The following is a 17,336-nucleotide window of genomic DNA, read 5'->3' on the forward strand; positions in this document are numbered from 1 at the left end:
ACTGACACGGTCGCGCCGCTCCGAAGCAAATTAAGTGCTTGATCCTTCTGGATTATGTCCTTAAAGAGCGACCAAGGAACGACACATCGTTCCGACGAAGAAGTGGGCCGTTAGCTCAGTTGGTAGAGCAACTGACTTTTAATCAGTGGGTCGCAGGTTCGAATCCTGCACGGCTCACCACTTCCTCTCTTTCCACTGAAAATTGCCAGATAATCTACCAGACACCGCAGCTGTCGCTGCTGGGTGTTTCTCAGTCTTTTCTTGCAAAAGTTTTCTGTTTTCGTGGCTCTGTGGTCGCGGGGGCTTCCTTGGGTTGCTAGGGTGCGGCGAGCGCTAACGCAAAGCGGTGCGGCCTGCGGGCGGTTGCCGGTTTTGTCCCAGAGGTAAGGAGCCTGTGATGGTGTCGCCTATGTTTGAGCTGCCTGCGAATCCCGTGATTCCGGTGGAGGGTCAGGAGACCGGGTTTCCGGTTGGCCGAATCTTTTGTGTCGGGCGCAACTATGCTGCCCATGCGGCTGAAATGGGCGTTGAGGTGGATCGTGAAAAGCCGTTCTATTTCACCAAATCAGCAGCCAACGCGGTGCTGAGCGGTGCCGAGGTGCCCTATCCGCAGGGGACAGAGAATTTTCACCACGAGATGGAGCTGGTGGTGGCGATTGCTGCGCCGTTGCAGGATGCGACGGTGGCGCAGGCGCGGGCGGCGATCTGGGGCTACGGCTGCGCGCTGGATATGACACGGCGGGATCTGCAACTGGGTGAGCGGCAGAAGCAACGCCCGTGGAGCCTGGGAAAGGATCTGGAGAACGGCAGTGTCTTTGCGCCGCTGCGCGCGGCGGAGGAGTGGGGCGCGCCGGGGGAACAGCGGATCTGGTTGCGGGTCAACGATGAGATCTCGCCAGGACGCCTCGCTTGCGGAGCTGATCTGGTCGGTTGAGGACATACTGTGCCACCTGTCACGGTATTATCAGCTGCGGCCCGGTGATCTGGTCATGACAGGCACCCCGGCTGGTGTCGGACCGGTTGTCGCAGGCGATTATATCGAAGGCGGAATTGACGGGTTGATGCCGGTGCGGTTGACGCTGCGCTGAGGGATCGGCGCGCGATATACAGGCGTCATGGTGAGTTTAACATCAATACACACCTATGGCGCGAGTTTAGTAACCGAATTACCGCTTGTTTCGATCATCCTGTAACGTATTTTTCTTTCAACACACCGCGCGGACTGCGCAGGATCGCGAAATCATGTGGCAGAAATGCATAATCATCTGTTGATGGTTACAAATGCACCTAATAGCTGGTGAGGCAAGGGGGTGCTATCGTGGTGATCCGGGACGGGATGACCGCGTTTGCACAGTGTCGCAGGGCAAGGGCGTTTGTTGCATCGGCGGGGTCCGATGGCGATAAATGAAACGAACAAAGGTCAGAGGGAGGAAACACATGACCACTCGGAGAAAGCTACTTGGCGCGGCGGGGGCCGTTGCACTCATGGCGATGGGCGCGACGTCCGCCATGGCGCAGGAGGTGACGCTGAAGCTGCACCAGTTTCTGCTTGGCGCAGGCGAATGTGCCCAAGCTGATTCTGGATGTCTGGGCCGACAAGGTTGAGGCCTCTTCCGATGGCCGCATCAAAATTGACCGCTATCCGTCGATGCAGCTGGGGGGCAAACCGCCAGAGCTGATGGATCAGGCCATTGATGGTGTTGCAGATATCGTCTGGACCGTGGTGGGCTATACGCCCGGTCGCTACCCGTCGACCGAGGTGTTCGAACTGCCGTTCATGATGACCAATGCGCGCGCGGCGTCGCACGCCTATTGGGAGATGTTCGACGAACATATGAAGGACACCGAGTTCAAGGACGTGAAAATCCTGGGCACATGGGTCCATGGTCCGGGCATCATCCATACCACTGATCCGGTGGAATCCCCCGACGACCTGCGCGGTATGAAAATCCGCGGCGGTGGCCGGTCTGTGAATGGTCTGCTGACCGAGCTGGGCGCCACCCCTGTCGGCATGCCGGTTCCGGCCATCCCCGAAGCGCTGTCCAAAGGCGTGATCGACGGCACCACTATTCCGTGGGAAGTCACCACCGCGCTGAAAGTGCCGGAGCTGGTTGAGAACCACACCGAATTCACTGGCCGCGCGCTTTACACGCTGACCTTTGTTCTGGCGATGAACAAGGAGAAGTACGAAAGCCTGCCTGACGATCTGAAAAAGGCTGTTGATGAGAATTCCGGTCTGGAATTCTCCGTCTTTGCCGGTGGGACCATGGCGGATGCCGACACTCCCGCGCGGGAGTTCGCGCTGGACGAAGGCAACAATGTCATCACTCTGGACGAAGAGCAGACCGCGATCTGGCGTGAGGCGTCGCAGCCGATCTACAAACAGTGGCTGGATGATATGAAGGCCAAAGGGGTCGATGGTGACGCGCTGCTGGAGCAGGCCACCTATCTGATCGACAAATACACTGCTCAGTACGACAACTGAGCCAAGACCGGTGGACCTGCGGCTGCGTTTATCCGCAGGTCCACCCCCCACCTGAAAGGGTAGGCTTTCCATGCACAAGCTGATGATGGGACTGGCCAGATCCATGGCCATGGCGGGCGGCGTTGTGCTGTCGCTTCTGATCCTGCTGACATGTCTGTCGATTGCCGGGCGTCTCTTGAACGGGGGGCTGCACGGCGCCCTGATGCAGAGCATCGCGCCGGATCTGGCCGAGTGGCTGATCGCGATCGGTGTCGGGCCGATCAACGGGGACTTCGAGGTGGTCGAGGCGGGCGTTGCCTTTGCGATCTTTGCCTTTCTGCCGCTGTGTCAGATCACGGCAGGCCATGCGTCAGTGGATATTGTGACCAACAGTTTTCCGAGGGGAGCCAAGCGGTTCCTGCGAATGGTGACGGAGATCGTCTTTGCCGCAGTGCTGGTGCTGATCGCGGTCCGGCTTGGGGCCGGTGCGCTGAGCAAGTTCCAGAATGGCGAGACGTCCTTCCTGCTCGAGTTTCCGGTCTGGTGGGCCTATGCCGCCAGCCTCGTCGCGGCCAGCGTGGCCGCCGTGGTGGGCATTTATATGGCCGCCGTACGTACGATTGAATTTATGACTGGCCGCATCCTTGTCTGGGACGGCGTGGAGGGCGAACAGTGACTGCGCTTGAAATCGGGATTGCCTCTTTTCCCGTCCTGATGATGCTGATTTTCCTGCGGGTTCCGATTGGCCTGTCGATGTTTCTGGTTGGTCTGGTCGGGTTGATCATCGTGACCGATGGCACCCAAGTTGCCTTTGGCCGGATGAAAAGCGAGACCTATTCGACGTTCTCCTCCTATTCACTGACCATCGTGCCGATGTTCCTGCTGATGGGCCATTTTGCGACGCTGGGGGGGATGTCCACCGCGCTGTTCAAGGCGGCGGAGGGGTTCCTTGGCCATAAGAAGGGCGGCGTTGCCATGGCCGCCATCGGCGCCTGTGCGGGCTTTGGCGCGATCTGCGGTTCGTCGCTGGCAACTGCGGCCACCATGGGGCGGGTGGCGCTGCCGGAGCTGCGCAACTATGGCTATGCCGGTGGGTTTTCCACCGCGACGCTGGCGGCTGGCGGCACCCTTGGTATTCTGATCCCGCCCTCTGTGGTACTGGTGATCTACGCGATCCTGACCGAACAGAACATTGCCAAACTGTTCTTGGCGGCCTTCATCCCCGGTATTCTGGCGGCCATCGGCTATGTGATTGCAATCTCGATCTACGTCCGCGTCTTTCCCGGAAGTGCTCGGCACCCGCCCGCCTGTGCCATGGGGCGAGCGGTTTGCGGCGCTGTTTCACGTCTGGCCGGTCCTTCTGGTCTTTGGACTGGTGGTTGGCGGGATCTATCTCGGTTGGTTCACCCCGACCGAAGGCGCCGCCGTTGGCGCGTTGGGGACCGGGCTGATTGCCTGGCTGAACGGCGGGCTTAATCGCGAGACCCTGACCGATAGTTTCATGGTGACGGCACGCTCGACCGCGATGATCTTTTTTATCGTGCTGGGGGCCGGGTTTTACAACGGGTTCCTCGCCCTCACCAAGGTGCCGCAGGAGTTGGCTGATTTCGTGGTCTCACAAGGGTTGAGCCCCTGGATGGTGCTGATGCTGATCTTGGCGTTCTATCTGGTGTTTGGCTGCCTGATGGACAGCCTGTCGATGATCCTGCTGACCATCCCGATCTTTTACCCTGTCATTTCGGCGATGGATTTTGGTCTGGTGAACCTGCCCGCCATGCAGGCCGAGGCCGCGATGGAGGTGTTGAAGGCGGGTGTGCCACAGGGGATGGGGGCGGAAATGCTTGCCTCAATCCAGGAGGCGATTGCCACCGGCGCTGAGCTGACCCGCGAGCAGATGAAAGAGCTGGGCATTCGCGTGACCAAGGGGATGGCGAACCGGATGGAGACCGAATACGTCGCAATCTGGTTTGGTATTCTGGTTCTGATCGTGGTCGAGGTTGGCCTGATCACGCCGCCGGTTGGTATGAACCTGTTTGTGATCAACGCGATGGATCGCACCACCCGTATGGTCGATACCTATAAGGCGGTGATGTTCTTTGTCGCCTCCGACCTGATCCGGGTTGTGATCTTGGTGGCCTTTCCGATCATCACGTTGCTGCCGTTGATGTTGATGCGCTGACGGCGCGGTTCACTCTCGCGGCCATCCGTTTGACCCTCGGGTCTGATGGGTGGCCGTTGCCATTTCCAATCCCGTTTTTCCAGATCCGAGGCCCAGAATGACTGACAGCCAGACGCCCGATTTTATCCATGAGATCCGTGTGGGCTGGGGAGACTGTGACCCGGCGCGCATCGCCTACACCGGGCATTTGCCGGGGTTTGCGTTGCAGGCGATTGATGCCTGGTGGGAACATCAGCTGGATGGCGATGGCTGGTATCAGATGGAGCTGGACCGTGGCACCGGCACGCCCTTTGTGCATATGAGCATCGATTTCCGCTCTCCCGTCACACCGCGCCATCGGCTGGCCTGTTCGGTCTGGCCCGTGGCTTTGGGTCAGAAATCCGTGACCTTTCGGGTTGAGGCACGGCAGGATGGCACCCTTTGTTTTGAGGGCAAATTCGTCTGTGTCTTTATCGCGCCAGAGGATTTCAGCGCCAAACCTGCGCCTGAAGATTACCGCGCAGTGATTGAGCCGCTGCTGCGGCCCGACCTCGCCTAGGGCGGGGAATATCCCGTGTTAGAGCCGATGTCAGAGCGGTTCGCGCTGCCAGCCATCCGCAAATGACACCCGCTCCATGTCGGTGAAACGGCGGGTCCGTTCCAGCTCGGCCTCCAGCCGGTTCTGCCGTGCCGGAGACCATTTGACGCCCCGCTCTGGCCAAAGCGCGGTGACATACAGGGTGCCTGCGAGGTCACCCGCCTGACGGTGCGCCTTCATGTCGATGCGACCCACCAGACGGTCGCCTTCCATCAGCGGGAAGACATAATAGCCGTAGCGGCGTTTGGCGGCGGGGGTGAAAACCTCAATCCGGTAGTGAAACCCAAACAGCCCTTCCGCGCGCTTGCGATCCCGCAGGGCCGGATCAAACGGGCTGAGGACACGCATGCGGCCGGGGGGTGGCGGCAGCGCGGCGGCCTGTTCGACAGCACCGGGGCGGGCAAAGACACGGCGGCTGCGCCCGTCCGTTAGCGTGACATCGACCGGCTCAATCTGCCCATCCGCCAGCGCCTGTTTGCACCATGTGGCGCATTCCGCTGGGGAGGCCGTGGCCCAGAAGGCGGCCAGCTCTCCTGAGGTGGCAAAGCCGAGACGATCCAGCGCCGCGTTGCACAGCCAGTCCAGCGTTTCTTCGGGCGCGGGGGAGCCTTGCGCGGGGAGATATTGGCTGTCGATGACCCGTTCGCTCAGATCATAGCGTTTCTGAAATCCGCTGCGCCCGACCACCGCCAGCGCGCCGGACCGCCAGAGGTATTCCAACGCGGTTTTTGATGGGTGCCAGTCCCACCAGCCGCCGGTGCCCTTTTTCTCGTCCTTGCCCACGTCCGAGGAGCTGACCGCACCATAGTCGCGGATATGATCCAGCACATGCTGGAACTTCGCCTCGTACCCGTCGCGGCGCCAGTTGCGGTATCTTTTGCGCAGCACCTCGGCATCGCGCTGAAACCGCAGGTGCCAGTGCGGGTAGAACTCCATCGGAAGGACAGCGGCGTCATGGGTCCAATGTTCGAACAGGTTGCGATCCTGCTCATAAAGCCGTTTCAGCGCCGCAGGCCGATAGCTGGGCCTGCGTGAGAACAGGATCATGTCATGGGCGCGGGCGACGGTGTTGATGCTGTCCAGCTGCACAAAACCAAGCCGGGTGATCAGCTCCAGCAGTGCATCACCCTTGGCCGACCCGCTGGGTTGCTCCAGCAGGGCATGCCGATCCATGAACAGGCGCCGCGCGGCCCGGTTGTCCAGCCGCGCGACCGCCATCAGCGCCGCTTGAGCGTGTCACCAAAGGTGATCGTGGGCGTCAGGGTTACGTGCTTTTCGATCTCGGCATCCGGATTGTCGAGTTGGGCGGCAATGATCTCAGCCGCCTTGCGCCCGATTTCCAGACGGCAGGCATCCATCGTGGCCAACTGCCGTGGCAGCCCCTGCAACAGTTCGACCCCGTTGAAGCTTAGCAAGTCCGATCTGACCGGGAATGTCGATTTTCTGATCCATCAGGTAGAGCATACCACCTGCGCCGATCATGTCGTTGGAATAGTAGAGGAAATCCAGCTCCGGAGAGCGGTCCAGCATCTCCTGCGTCATCTCGCGGCCCTTGGCCAGCGCAGAGCCACCGGAGTAGAAAGCGCGATCCATGATCTCCACGCCTTCCTTGGCGAGGGCCTCGGTAAAGCCCTCGAACCGTTTGCGCGCGCGGTGGTCCAGCGGCATCTTGGTTCCCATGAAGCCGATATTGCGGTAGCCCGCTTTCAGGATCGCCTTCGCCATCTCTCGGCCTGCGCGCCGATGTGAAATACCAACCATCGCATCCACCGGCTTGCCATCGGTGTCCATCACCTCAACCACCGGAATGCCCGACGCATTGAGCATGGCACGCGCGGCTTCAGTATGTTCAAGGCCTGCGATAATGACGCCAGAGGGCCGCCAGGAGAGCATCTCATAGAGGACTTTCTCCTCTTTCTCCGGCTGATAGTCCGTGACACCCACAACCGGCTGCAGATCGGTATTTTCCAGAACCGAATTGATGCCTGTCAGCACCTCGGGAAAAACCATGTTGGAGAGCGACGGGATGATGACCGCCACCAGATTGACCCGGTTGGAGGCCAGCGCGCCGAGCAATCTTGTTGGGGACATAGCCCAGTTCCTTGGCCGCGCTCAGCACCTTTTGGCGGGTTTTTTCCGACACATCGCCCCGGTTGCGCAATACGCGACTGACGGTCATTTCTGACACCCCGGTGGCTTCGGATACGTCACGAAGAGTGAGCGGGCGCTTGTTGTCCGTTGTCACGTCGATGGCCTCACATTGTTGTTCCCGTTAGGTTAGCGCAGACAGCGCAGGCTGCACAATGGGGACGGCTGCCGCGAAATCCAATTCCTCAGGATTGTCTTGCCATGACGGGTTTGCTATCGCGTAAACAGGCTGGCCCTGATCAGGCCCCGTGGCTCAACTGGATAGAGCAGCCCCCTCCTAAGGGGCAGGTTGCAGGTTCGAATCCTGCCGGGGTCACCAAAAACACCTGAAAAATATGGCTTATTTACAGGGCTTTGTGCAGGGGTTTGCAGAAAGTCCCGTGAGCTTTCGCATCGAATTCTGCTGAAACGGCGGAAATCTCGTACAAAACCTGTACAAAGTTCGCACGTTTGTGCGTATTTCGGGGGCCAATCATGAGCCGCCATAGCTTTGCCCCCGAAATCGCGGGACGTGTTGGCCTGAACGCGGCGGTGATTTTCCAGAACATCACCTTCTGGATCGAGAAGAACCAAGCCAATCGCCGCAACCTTCGAGACGGTCGCTATTGGACCTACAATTCGATCTCGGCCTTTAGTGAGTTGTTCCCCTATCTGAGCGAGAAGCAGATCCGAACGGCGCTCGAAAAGCTGGTCAGCGCAGAGCTGATCATCAAGGGCAATTTCAGCGATGATCGTTATGATCGGACCTGTTGGTATGCCCTGGGCAACTCCATTTGCCCAAATGGGCATATCGATCCGACCGAAAGGGAAAATGATGCATTTGCCCCTGAGGGCAAGCCATCTGCCCCAGAGGGCAAATCCTATAAGAACAGATATAAACCATATCAAAAACCAAATCCTTCGCACGCGAAGGCGGCGGTGGAGGACGAAGTCTCTGAAAAGATTTTGTCTGCCTATCCCAAGGATCGCATTCGCGGCAAAGCGGTTTGCCTTTCACAAATCCGCCAAGCGTTGGCCGATGGAGTGGATGCCAAGGACTTCGAGGAAGCAGTGCGGGCTTACGCGAGCGAGAGCGAGGGTTTCACCCGCTCGAAGGTGTGCTTCTCCGACAATTGGTTCACGTCTGGCCGTTGGCTGAAATACCTCCACGGCGTTGAGGAGGCACGAGAAGCTGGCAAGGCCAAAGAGGTGGAATTACTGAAAGGTTTGGCCGACTGGGTCACGGACCGCCATCCGCTATGCCGCCACATCACGCCCGGCCAAGTAGCCGCTTTGCTGGCCGCAAACCTAGTAAGCCCAGCTGAAGTCAAAGCGGCGGGGCTCAGAGCATGAGTGCGACCGATCCCCACGAAGAGCAAAGAGCAAGGTTACCCACCGATTACATCGGCGGGACTTGTGAGGGGCGGCAAGCCTCCCCTTCAAACCCCAACCAGACGCGTGCAAGCGGCGTCAAAAGGAGCCTTTCCGAGAGCGTGATCTTTCGATGCACCCCGTCGGAAAAGGCCGCGCTTGTGGCCAAGGCACGCGCCGCTGGCCTGCCCAATGCCACGTTGATGCGCGAGGCTTTGGGGCTGGTCGAGGCACGGCGGCGCAAGCCCGTCCCGCGAGTTGACCCGAAGCTGACCTTTGCGATTGCCCGCGTCGGCGGCAACCTCAATCAGCTCTCCCGCTGGATCAACGGCGCGGTCAAATCCGGCCGCGCGAGCCAGATCGATGCGCTCAAGGTCGCGACACAACTGGTGGTCATCGAGCGGCGGATGGCGCAGATCGTGGCGACACACACAGGCGGTGGCGAATGATCATCTCGTTCTTCTCCACCGGCACTGGCGGCGGTGCAGCTCCCGTGGATTACCTGACAGCTCGCGAAGTTCTGGCCTATGATGAGAACCGCAACCTCATCCGCGACGCGACCGGCCAGCCGCAAACCAAAATCCGCGACCCGCTTCCCAAGGTGCTGCACGGCAATCCCGATCAGACCCGCGACCTGATCGATGCGAGCCCCAACAAGTGGAGCTACACGGCAGGCGTCATCAGCTTTGCGGACAGCGATGATCCCAGTCCCGACGCCCAGCAAGAGGCCATTGAGCTATTTGAGGCTCTGGCCTTTGCTGGGCTGGACAGGGATCAATATGACTGCCTTTGGGTGCGCCATACACACGTGGGCAACGTCGAGCTGCACTTCTGCGCCCCACGCCTTGAGCTCAGCACCGGGAAGGCACTGAACATCGCGCCGCCAGGGCATGAGAACGCCTTTGCCAGCCTGCGCGATCTTTTGAACAAGACGCACGGTTGGGCAGACCCTTTGGAGCCAGAACGCGCCCGCGAAGTGAGGGCGACGATTGAAGCGCCGACGCGGGCGCAAGGTCGCGAAGCGCTTCACGACTGGATCCTGGATCAGATCAGCGTCGGCACAATCACCGACCGCGCCAGTATGGTCGACGCACTTACCGACGCTGGTTTTGAGATCCCCCGTGCGCAAGAATTACATCACCGCCAAAGACCCTGACACCGGCGAGCGCTGGCGATTGAAAGGAGAGATTTTCCATGACGACTGGCAAGCCGAACCGCCTCGCCGAGAAATTGAACGCGGACCTGGAAACGATCCGGAGCGATCACGCCGCCTTGATGGCATCTCAGCTAGAGAGCTTCAGGAGCGATTTCAGCAGCATTGCGACCAGCGCGCTGCATACAATCGAGACCGATATCAGGTTCTTTCTCAGCGACAGCAAGAGCGAGTTGGAGAGGCGGAGCGAGACGATCCGGCGCTGGCTGACGATCTCGCCCTGGGTGATTGTGGGGATGGTCTCAACCTGGATCGCGACGGTGCTGATAGCGAGTTGGTTTTGGACGGGTTTAATCACCCGCTCGGAGATCACGAAGCTTGGCCTGACACGGATCGAACAGTCCGGGCAGACATGGGTGACGCTGGACCCGAACCGGACCGAACTGAAGACCTGCACGATGGGGCAAACGCCCATCATCTGCATCGAGATCATGGAGCCTTAGATGACCAATCCACCGACAACACCCCTGACAGCATTGGAGCGCGAATTGCTCACATCCGTCGAGCGGTTGGTGACGGCCTGCGAGAGCTCGGCCAAGGAATTGCACGCCTTGGAGAAACGCTCGACCAGCAGGATCGAAAGCAAGGTGAATGGCTTGGCGCATTGCGTGGCGCTATTGATGAAATCACATCTTATGTCCGTCACCACATTGGCCGACTTGCTGCGCGAGGAGCAGAATTACGAGACGCTTCAGGCGGGGTTAGAGACCAGCTGGAAACTAGCGAAAGACGCCGAGAAGCGGCTGAACGAGAACTAGATGCACGGGCTAGCCACCGCAGCGCGGGGCATTCGCATTGACGAATTTCCCAGCCGTAGAAAGGCACCGCATGCAATTCTACCATCCCCAATTCACCCTCGGTTTCCGGCAAGCCTTAGAATACGGCATCGACTATCGAGGCTATGAAAAAGTCGATCGTTTGCCAGAAGGCGTCCCACTAATGGCCATCGCTGGCGTCTGGGGCAATTACAGCGACATTCGCTGCCTGTTCATCGACCAAACAGGCAAAACCTACCGCCGCCATATCACCGGCCGTGCAGGTCAGTACGTCATTCGCGAGTTGGAATTAAATGCGCAAGCAATGGAAGTGGGTCAGGTGGTTCTAGTGAAAAGTGACTAGCTAGCGGCATCACCGTTGGTACGCTCATCTTAGCTGCGCGAACGCAAGATTACGCGTCTTTTGGTGACGCCGACATTGATCAGATGATCCAACAGTGGCGGTCAGACTTGCTGAGCCTTGAGCAGTGCGACAGCTTTTCCAAGCCTCGCCCAAAAATCAGGTCGTAAATCCAGCAAATCTTCAATACACGCACCGAGGTGGAAGCTTTGTTCTTTGGTCAAACGGCAATGCGATAGAAATTCGATCATCTCAATTAGCTTGGAATCTCGTCGCGAGATTTCATAAACGGCAGACAGCGTCGTTAGCAATGAGAAAAGAGCCCCACTTTCCAAATCCTCTGGCTTTCGATGCAGTACTCTCTGAGTCAAATGCCAAACTTCCTCGGCAAGCTGTTCATTTTTGCAGACTGCAGCTACGCGTGCTAGGCCATCGATAAAGGCACCAATTGAAAAACTCTCATCATTGTTGGCGGCGAGGTCGATACGCCTGAGTGCTGCCACAGATAGGGAGACCAATTCTGCTGGAAGTTTAAAAACTGCACCTCCGTTCACGAGGGCGTTGAAGCCTCCCAAACCTGGAGGGTCTTTCCGAAGCTCCAATTCGATAAGGTTCTTCCAATCCTCGGGCAAACTCCCCGCTTGATCTGTCCCGCCCTCGAGAGGACCAGGAAGGAAGGAGAAGGGAAACTTCAACTTATCCGAAAGCCTCTTATCGGATCCCTCCAAGACGAATTGTTCTAGAGGGGTACCTTTCAGAGAGGATTTTTTGGTTGTGATGGCATTGTTTATCCGGCAGATGAATTCTGCTTTCAGCTGGTGCGGCGTAGCAAACTCTGGCATCCATCTAGCTTCAGAATGAGCATCGAGATGGCCGACTACAAATGCGCGGCGTGCAGCTCGCTGCGCCAGTTCGAAAGCAACCGTGTTTGTATCAACCCGCTCAGATATCAGGATTTCCTCCAGAAACGATGCGTGAGAAAATTCGACTAAGCGCCTGGTAAAAACGGGTGATCCGTTGAAGTTTGACGACAGGCTTATCCGGCCGCTCACAAAGAAGAACAGGTTGCTCAGCAATGCAAAACGACCTTCTTCCGGCTCGTCCACAACGAAGTCAATTATGCCCGCAACTCGTTTCTGTAGTGAAGCGTCGAGATCATCTCGGGCCAACATGGCTTCAACGAACCCAAGCTTCGAAAACATTGACCCTGATCGTTCCACATGCTCGGCCAGCTTCGCGCAATCATCATTGGAAAGACTCGCATTTCCGATGGCTGTGGCAACAGAACTATGAATGCAAAGCCTCAAGGCTTCTGGGCAGAACTTCACCCCATAAGCCTTTGTACCTGCGACAATCCGCGTCTTAACTTCCTGCTCTATGAATTGAGTGAGCGCAGGGGCATCAGTCGTGGTGGGGTATGCCGTTCGCCAGAACAAGGGGTCGCTCGATACCAGCGTTTCAAGGTTGCTACTTCCGCTATTGATCTCTCGGCGGATCTGCGAATCAACGGCTACAAACGACCGTTCAATATCTTGTTCAAGCAAAACGAGTTCCTGACAGCTCAACTTGCTCGTTTTGATTTTTGCAGACCAGTGCACGACAAGACTAAGCGGAAGCCGAACCTCGGAAGCGAGGCTTTCAAAGCTTCTTAATCGTTTAGCTGGATCGGCTTGTAGTGACCAATATCCACCAATAGTGATCTCGGATTTCCCATTTCTTAAAAGGAACGTTGCTTGCTCCTGGTCGAATCCATCCGCAACCCAAACATCGTCAGTTTCCGCCTCTTTGAGCTCAACGTGTTTTGTCCCTCCGAACACAGATTGGGCACAATTATACAGGTCCTTGACCTCGAATTTGTTGCCATTGGGAAGAAAAGTCACCGTTGTTGAGACTGGCAGCCCAAATTGTCTCATGAAACTGTGTTCTGCGATGATTGCTTCGCGAATCGACGCAGGAAAAAGCTCCAATGTAACGACGGCTGCAAAGGTTAACTCTCGATCAGTCATGCATCAACCGTTCTCTTTTGCGCCGCGAGCATGTTTTCCATTAAGTCTTTCGAGTAGCTGACGATCTTTTTAAAAACTTCTGGATGCCGGTTTTTCAGGGGCTGAACGATGTCCTCATCCAGCCAGGTTAGATAGGCTTCTCGTTCTTCTTTGGATGCATCTTCAGGCGTCGCCAAAAGGCCCACTATGTTTGCGATTAACAGACCTTCGACGCCGCTGTCTTGAACAGTCGGACCATTGTCACCCGTCCAAAGCCTTAGATCAACCAGATCAAACAGCCAGCTAGAGATAGCCCTGCTGCATTGGAGGTCCTTAGCACCTTTCCATTGCTCTCCAATGATATCGTTGACGATACGGTTTGACTGCAGGAGCCAATGCACGTCGTCTGGAACTGTGAGACACTCAGAAAATCTAGCGAATAGGTAATACGCTTGAACTTGGAGTAGGTTTCGGCCGACACGTAACTGCCCTTCCTTCATAGACGCCTCGCCGACGTAAGCCCGCAGTTCTTCCAATTCTATTGGAACGAAGAGATGCCCACGCTGCCTCAAGTCATTTAAAGCACGAAAGTAATCATCGTCGGAAATTTTTTTGCTAGTCTGAAGGGTCTTGAGGATGTCTAAGGTCGAGTAAACCGTGCTCCGACCGTCGTGTCTGTCCGCCGTTGCATGTCTATTCAGGAATCTGTCGTCAACCACGATGGCATCAGGTGAACTCATGGAACCAAAAACTGACATTGTAGGGTGGGACCACAACCGTCGATCATCGTCGGGACTATCTTCGCCCCTGTCGTTCGCGAGGACGGCAGCTCGACCCGACGATACTTCGCGAGACAGCGTCTGACGAAGTTCAACCAGAGAAGCCTCAACCTTTGATAAATGCTGCTCGTGTTTTCGAAGCGCCATTGATTCAGCTTGGGTTGTTTCGTCAATCATCGCGTTCACACCACAACCACAGAAGAGATCGAGCAGGTTGAGATGCTGCAGATGCGAGATCGTCAAGTCGTCTAGATAGCAGTTACAACCGCTATTAAGAACACCTTCTTCGGGCCAGGACGCTTCTTGAAGCGCTAAATACTCAAGAGCGGTATCGCGTATAGTGCTTGAAATCCGACCTTCCTGGTGAAGAAACTCGACGACAGAAGACGTTGACACGAATAGATGATCCCAACCTGATAAGTTGGCGGTTTCATCGCCCAAGCTGCCTACCTTAGAAATTGGAAACCCTCGAACGACGAACGCCAGACCACCTTTTGAGCGATCATTGTCAGCATTTCCCACCAAAGCTGCTAGTTCGTCACCAATCTCTTGTTCGAGTTTAGTCACGCGAAAAGGGTGTACGGAGCAAACCTTGACCTTGCCATCTAGGATAAGTTGGCACAGGGCCTCGGCGCGTTCGATCCTACTAGGTTGGTGATATCTAACTTCTGAAATCTCCTCCAATAGCCAGCCCATAGTTGAATGAGGAAGCTTCACTTGTCCAAAATGCTCAAAAACCGCATCAAGCATATTTAGGCTCTGCAACGTCATGAGCGATGTCGCGTCAAGGCCGACGTCAGTCCCGTCAATAGAGAAGGGTTGTCTCTTTCCGCTAAAACTGGGAATAGCCATGACATTAGCCCGCCTATCCTCACATTTATTTGCTTCCGATCGACTGATAGTGAAGTCGACTAGGTGTCGATTGAGCGCTTCTGCAGCCATAAATATTGGGCATTGAGAGGCGCGAAGCATGTCTACAGTGCGAGTGGCGTGCTCATTCCAGCCCAGCTGCTTGTCTACGATTTCGCGTAAGTCAGCTCGATACATCGGACCATCGTCGCCGGACAACGAAATCGCCTTGTGAAGCCATGTCGAGACTTCACCACTTTCCTCCCAACCGCCTTTGGATGCCAAAAAGTAGGCACCTGCAAACGCAAAACCATCCGTCTCGGATTTTGCAACAGCGGCTCTGACAAGCTCCTTCTCCCGACTGTGTCCTGTGATTTGTGCCAGTTGAGCGGCTTGCAGTAGCTCTTGGGCAGACAGCTGGACGCGATTGTCCCAACTGTCTTCGATCTGTTGTGGAAGCTTTTCCCAGTCTCCCTTCGCAACATATGCGTTGGTCAACATTCTAGACAGCTCAGGGTCATGCTCCTTCGACAACATCCCTTCGGCAATTTCGATGCTTCTGACCACCTCGCCTATCTCGTAAAGGGACCAAGAGAAGACCTTCTTAAGTTCCCGATCTTCCAAGAGATGAGGATGTGCGTCTAATACTCCAACTGCATCCGAAAACCGCTTTGTTTCAGTCAAAACCCGTATGTATCGTTTCGCATCGACAAAGCTCTCTGTCCTTTCGAATAGTTCGGCACCATATCTGTGGCACGTTTCCCAAGCTTGGCTATCAAATAACTCGTCTACCAGATGGGCGAGTGTCTGCAGGTTATTATCTGCTTCGAACTGAGCCCTGAGCAACGCTGACGGGTCGGCACCTTCCGCAACTCTTATCATTCGATCGAGGTCGTCGACCTTTTCATCGCTAAGCAATTCGCGCTTGTTAGTAAGTAGGTGTCTTGCCTCGACACCCATTTCAGTTCGAGCCAAAAGCTCGATTTCGATACCCAGCAAGTTCTCTTCGGAAATAGCTCTTTCAATTGTTACACGTCGCTTTCTGAACTCTGAAAGTGCCGATTTCGGGGAGCTAGCCGTCAATGCGATTGCAAGAGCGGTGCACCCGGTGTCGATATTGCCGCCACCACTTCGAGCAATCTCCTGATCGAGCTCTTTCATTAATTGATCACGATCAATTTCTACGCCGAATTGGAGGGCCAAATTTGCACGGCGCATCCTAAGTGCTCTGTCCTTTAATTGCTCCCTCAGCTCTTTCTTTGCGTCTTCTCGGCTGTTTGTCGCGGACAACTTGAGCCAAAGCTCAAAGTCCTCTTGGATCAACGCAGAGCCGTCCAGGCCAATGGCATGTAGTTCTTTTGCAGCAATCTGAAACAACTTGATGGCTTGATCACGATAGCCGTCAGCACGAACAGCAGACGAAAGACGGAATTCTCTGGCAAAGAATGGCGGTGTGTGATCGAGGGATGCCCTCATCTCTTCCGGCAGTGCGAGCTGTAAGCTTGCTCGCGCAGAAACGGAGGCGAGGGCCGGGGGCAGAGATTCATTTGCCGAGCCTAGTGCCTCCAGGCAGGACTCTAGAAGGCTCCAGTTTCCTGTTTCTGAAGCAGCAAGTATTAGCCGTGTTCTCCCCCCATTGTCGTAGTCCTTCCAGCCATATCCAGCTTCAGCGCTCCAATGTAGCGCGTCGCTCGGCCCAGCATGGTTGAGTTGGATAATGAATGCCGCTGATCGGGTTTCTGAGGTGTCGATACGATTAAGGGAAGCAAGCGCATCGTTCACCTTACCTTCTGCAGAGGTCAAGAACGCGTCAGCGATTGCGATTTCTTCACATGTTCCGAGAGTTTTGGCGGCAGCTAGAACTGATTGAGCAACGTCACGGTTGGAAACCGACAACAGTCGAGCACACCAGGCGAGGCCAGCCATTCTCGTTGAGGGAGATGCATCCAAGAGATCTCCGTGTGTAAGCCGTTCAGCAAGCTGCAAAGCATTCTGCTCAGTATCGAACCCTCCGAAATAACGCGCGCTGACGATCTTGTTTAAGTTGTTTTGCAACTCTCTATCAAAAACTTCAGCTGCAACTGGTTTCCTAAAAATTTTTGGATAGTGCTTCTGAAGCAACTCAGGGTAGTTCGAAAGCCGCCTACGGATCTCATCCCATGAGTAGACTTCGACACGAAAACCAATACCGCTGGATTTGGATTTGTTCAGTGCCGCGACATGGTCTTGGACAATTACATCGTTCGGAGCAGTCGTAAGTAAGATAAATTCGTTTAGCTCAGGTCGAAATTTCTTTGCCTTCGCTATTTCACTATCAATTTCTTTTACGGTCAACTTCGATGGGGGCCAATTCTTCTTACCTTTGCATTGAGCACCACACTGCTTGCCTTTATCGTCCACGCCTTTGATATCTACGCCGTTTTGCCGTTGCCCTTGGCGACCGTATAGCTGGGTGTGGCGATCACCCCATATCTCACCCCAGAGATCGGCGCATATAACCTCAAACTCATCCCAATTGGACGGTGGGGGAAGATCGGTAGTTACTGGCGTCGGCATTTTGGCACCTTATCTAGATGAGTCGGGAGACGTAAGTACGCTATATAGCCCTTTGGGTGGTTCAAAGCTATTTCTCGGATGGGGTGCGAGCTTTGACCATTGGACTGCATTGGCAAGGAC

The 17,336-nt window shown here is 56.0% G+C and carries 11 protein-coding genes, 2 tRNA genes and 4 pseudogenes; 13 read left to right on the forward strand and 4 right to left on the reverse strand.

The genetic code is table 11. The annotated features are described in order from the left end of the window. The first annotated feature begins 104 nt into the window (after positions 1 to 104). The 6 genes and pseudogenes from L0Z65_RS14555 (at position 105) to L0Z65_RS14580 (ending at position 5,181) form a co-directional block, all read left to right on the forward strand. Positions 105 to 180: transfer RNA gene (locus L0Z65_RS14555), tRNA-Lys, on the forward strand. A 217-nt stretch (positions 181 to 397) separates the two neighbouring features. After that, positions 398 to 1,088: pseudogene (locus L0Z65_RS14560) on the forward strand (fumarylacetoacetate hydrolase family protein). A gap of 349 nt (positions 1,089 to 1,437) precedes the next feature. Further along, a pseudogene (locus tag L0Z65_RS14565) lies at positions 1,438 to 2,485 on the forward strand (TRAP transporter substrate-binding protein). A 70-nt stretch (positions 2,486 to 2,555) separates the two neighbouring features. After that, on the forward strand, positions 2,556 to 3,140 hold the full coding sequence (locus tag L0Z65_RS14570) for a TRAP transporter small permease (RefSeq protein WP_096790079.1): 585 nt from the start codon (positions 2,556 to 2,558) through the stop codon (positions 3,138 to 3,140). Continuing rightward, positions 3,137 to 4,643 (forward strand): annotated as a pseudogene (locus L0Z65_RS14575) (TRAP transporter large permease). Before L0Z65_RS14570 ends, L0Z65_RS14575 begins: the two are co-directional and overlap by 4 nt. A gap of 97 nt (positions 4,644 to 4,740) precedes the next feature. Then, positions 4,741 to 5,181, forward strand: coding sequence for a thioesterase family protein (locus L0Z65_RS14580; protein ID WP_096790078.1), 441 nt, complete (start codon positions 4,741 to 4,743; stop codon positions 5,179 to 5,181). A 30-nt stretch (positions 5,182 to 5,211) separates the two neighbouring features. Here the strand turns inward: L0Z65_RS14580 and L0Z65_RS14585 are convergent, their stop codons facing one another. Further along, entirely contained in the window at positions 5,212 to 6,438 is a 1,227-nt protein-coding gene (locus L0Z65_RS14585; RefSeq protein ID WP_405108702.1) for a winged helix-turn-helix domain-containing protein, read from the reverse strand. Continuing rightward, a pseudogene (locus L0Z65_RS14590) lies at positions 6,438 to 7,465 on the reverse strand (LacI family DNA-binding transcriptional regulator). The gene L0Z65_RS14585 and the pseudogene L0Z65_RS14590 overlap by 1 nt, the downstream one beginning before the upstream one ends. Before the next feature lie 145 nt (positions 7,466 to 7,610). Here L0Z65_RS14590 and L0Z65_RS14595 point away from each other — a divergent pair. The 7 genes from L0Z65_RS14595 (at position 7,611) to L0Z65_RS14625 (ending at position 11,050) form a co-directional block, all read left to right on the forward strand. Further along, positions 7,611 to 7,687: transfer RNA gene (locus L0Z65_RS14595), tRNA-Arg, on the forward strand. Positions 7,688 to 7,842: 155 nt separating this feature from the next. Then, complete coding sequence (locus L0Z65_RS14600; protein WP_405108705.1) at positions 7,843 to 8,700, forward strand: hypothetical protein; 858 nt, start codon at positions 7,843 to 7,845, stop codon at positions 8,698 to 8,700. A 140-nt stretch (positions 8,701 to 8,840) separates the two neighbouring features. Continuing rightward, entirely contained in the window at positions 8,841 to 9,167 is a 327-nt protein-coding gene (locus L0Z65_RS14605) for a plasmid mobilization protein (RefSeq protein WP_405108708.1), read from the forward strand. After that, positions 9,164 to 9,874: a relaxase/mobilization nuclease domain-containing protein gene (locus tag L0Z65_RS14610; RefSeq protein WP_405108711.1), complete on the forward strand. Its 711-nt coding sequence runs from the start codon at positions 9,164 to 9,166 to the stop codon at positions 9,872 to 9,874. Before L0Z65_RS14605 ends, L0Z65_RS14610 begins: the two co-directional genes overlap by 4 nt. A 38-nt stretch (positions 9,875 to 9,912) precedes the next feature. Then, positions 9,913 to 10,374 (forward strand): hypothetical protein, encoded by a 462-nt coding sequence (locus L0Z65_RS14615; protein WP_405108714.1) that lies wholly within the window; start codon positions 9,913 to 9,915, stop codon positions 10,372 to 10,374. Further along, entirely contained in the window at positions 10,375 to 10,689 is a 315-nt protein-coding gene (locus L0Z65_RS14620) for a hypothetical protein (protein ID WP_405108717.1), read from the forward strand. A gap of 70 nt (positions 10,690 to 10,759) precedes the next feature. Continuing rightward, a complete protein-coding gene (locus tag L0Z65_RS14625) occupies positions 10,760 to 11,050 on the forward strand; it encodes a hypothetical protein (protein WP_405108720.1) in 291 nt (96 codons plus the stop codon). Between the two features lie 101 nt (positions 11,051 to 11,151). Here the strand turns inward: L0Z65_RS14625 and L0Z65_RS14630 are convergent, their stop codons facing one another. Further along, on the reverse strand, positions 11,152 to 13,053 hold the full coding sequence (locus L0Z65_RS14630) for a hypothetical protein (protein ID WP_405108723.1): 1,902 nt from the start codon (positions 13,051 to 13,053) through the stop codon (positions 11,152 to 11,154). Then, positions 13,050 to 17,216 (reverse strand): hypothetical protein, encoded by a 4,167-nt coding sequence (locus tag L0Z65_RS14635; protein ID WP_405108726.1) that lies wholly within the window; start codon positions 17,214 to 17,216, stop codon positions 13,050 to 13,052. Before L0Z65_RS14635 ends, L0Z65_RS14630 begins: the two co-directional genes overlap by 4 nt. Between the last annotated feature and the right edge of the window lie 120 nt (positions 17,217 to 17,336).

The sequence above is a fragment of the Phaeobacter sp. BS52 genome, from assembly GCF_045040595.1.
Taxonomy (GTDB): Bacteria; Pseudomonadota; Alphaproteobacteria; order Rhodobacterales; family Rhodobacteraceae; genus Phaeobacter; species Phaeobacter piscinae.

What these genes read in the sequence shown, in the direction of transcription:
- L0Z65_RS14610 (WP_405108711.1), top strand. Translation starts at nt 9,164, where the DNA reads ATGATCATCTCGTTCTTCTCCACCGGCACTGGCGGCGGTGCAGCTCCC.
- L0Z65_RS14635 (WP_405108726.1), bottom strand. Translation starts at nt 17,216, where the DNA reads ATGCCGACGCCAGTAACTACCGATCTTCCCCCACCGTCCAATTGGGAT.
- L0Z65_RS14570 (WP_096790079.1), top strand. Translation starts at nt 2,556, where the DNA reads ATGCACAAGCTGATGATGGGACTGGCCAGATCCATGGCCATGGCGGGC.
- L0Z65_RS14600 (WP_405108705.1), top strand. Translation starts at nt 7,843, where the DNA reads ATGAGCCGCCATAGCTTTGCCCCCGAAATCGCGGGACGTGTTGGCCTG.
- L0Z65_RS14620 (WP_405108717.1), top strand. Translation starts at nt 10,375, where the DNA reads ATGACCAATCCACCGACAACACCCCTGACAGCATTGGAGCGCGAATTG.
- L0Z65_RS14585 (WP_405108702.1), bottom strand. Translation starts at nt 6,438, where the DNA reads ATGGCGGTCGCGCGGCTGGACAACCGGGCCGCGCGGCGCCTGTTCATG.
- L0Z65_RS14630 (WP_405108723.1), bottom strand. Translation starts at nt 13,053, where the DNA reads ATGACTGATCGAGAGTTAACCTTTGCAGCCGTCGTTACATTGGAGCTT.
- L0Z65_RS14625 (WP_405108720.1), top strand. Translation starts at nt 10,760, where the DNA reads ATGCAATTCTACCATCCCCAATTCACCCTCGGTTTCCGGCAAGCCTTA.
- L0Z65_RS14580 (WP_096790078.1), top strand. Translation starts at nt 4,741, where the DNA reads ATGACTGACAGCCAGACGCCCGATTTTATCCATGAGATCCGTGTGGGC.
- L0Z65_RS14615 (WP_405108714.1), top strand. Translation starts at nt 9,913, where the DNA reads ATGACGACTGGCAAGCCGAACCGCCTCGCCGAGAAATTGAACGCGGAC.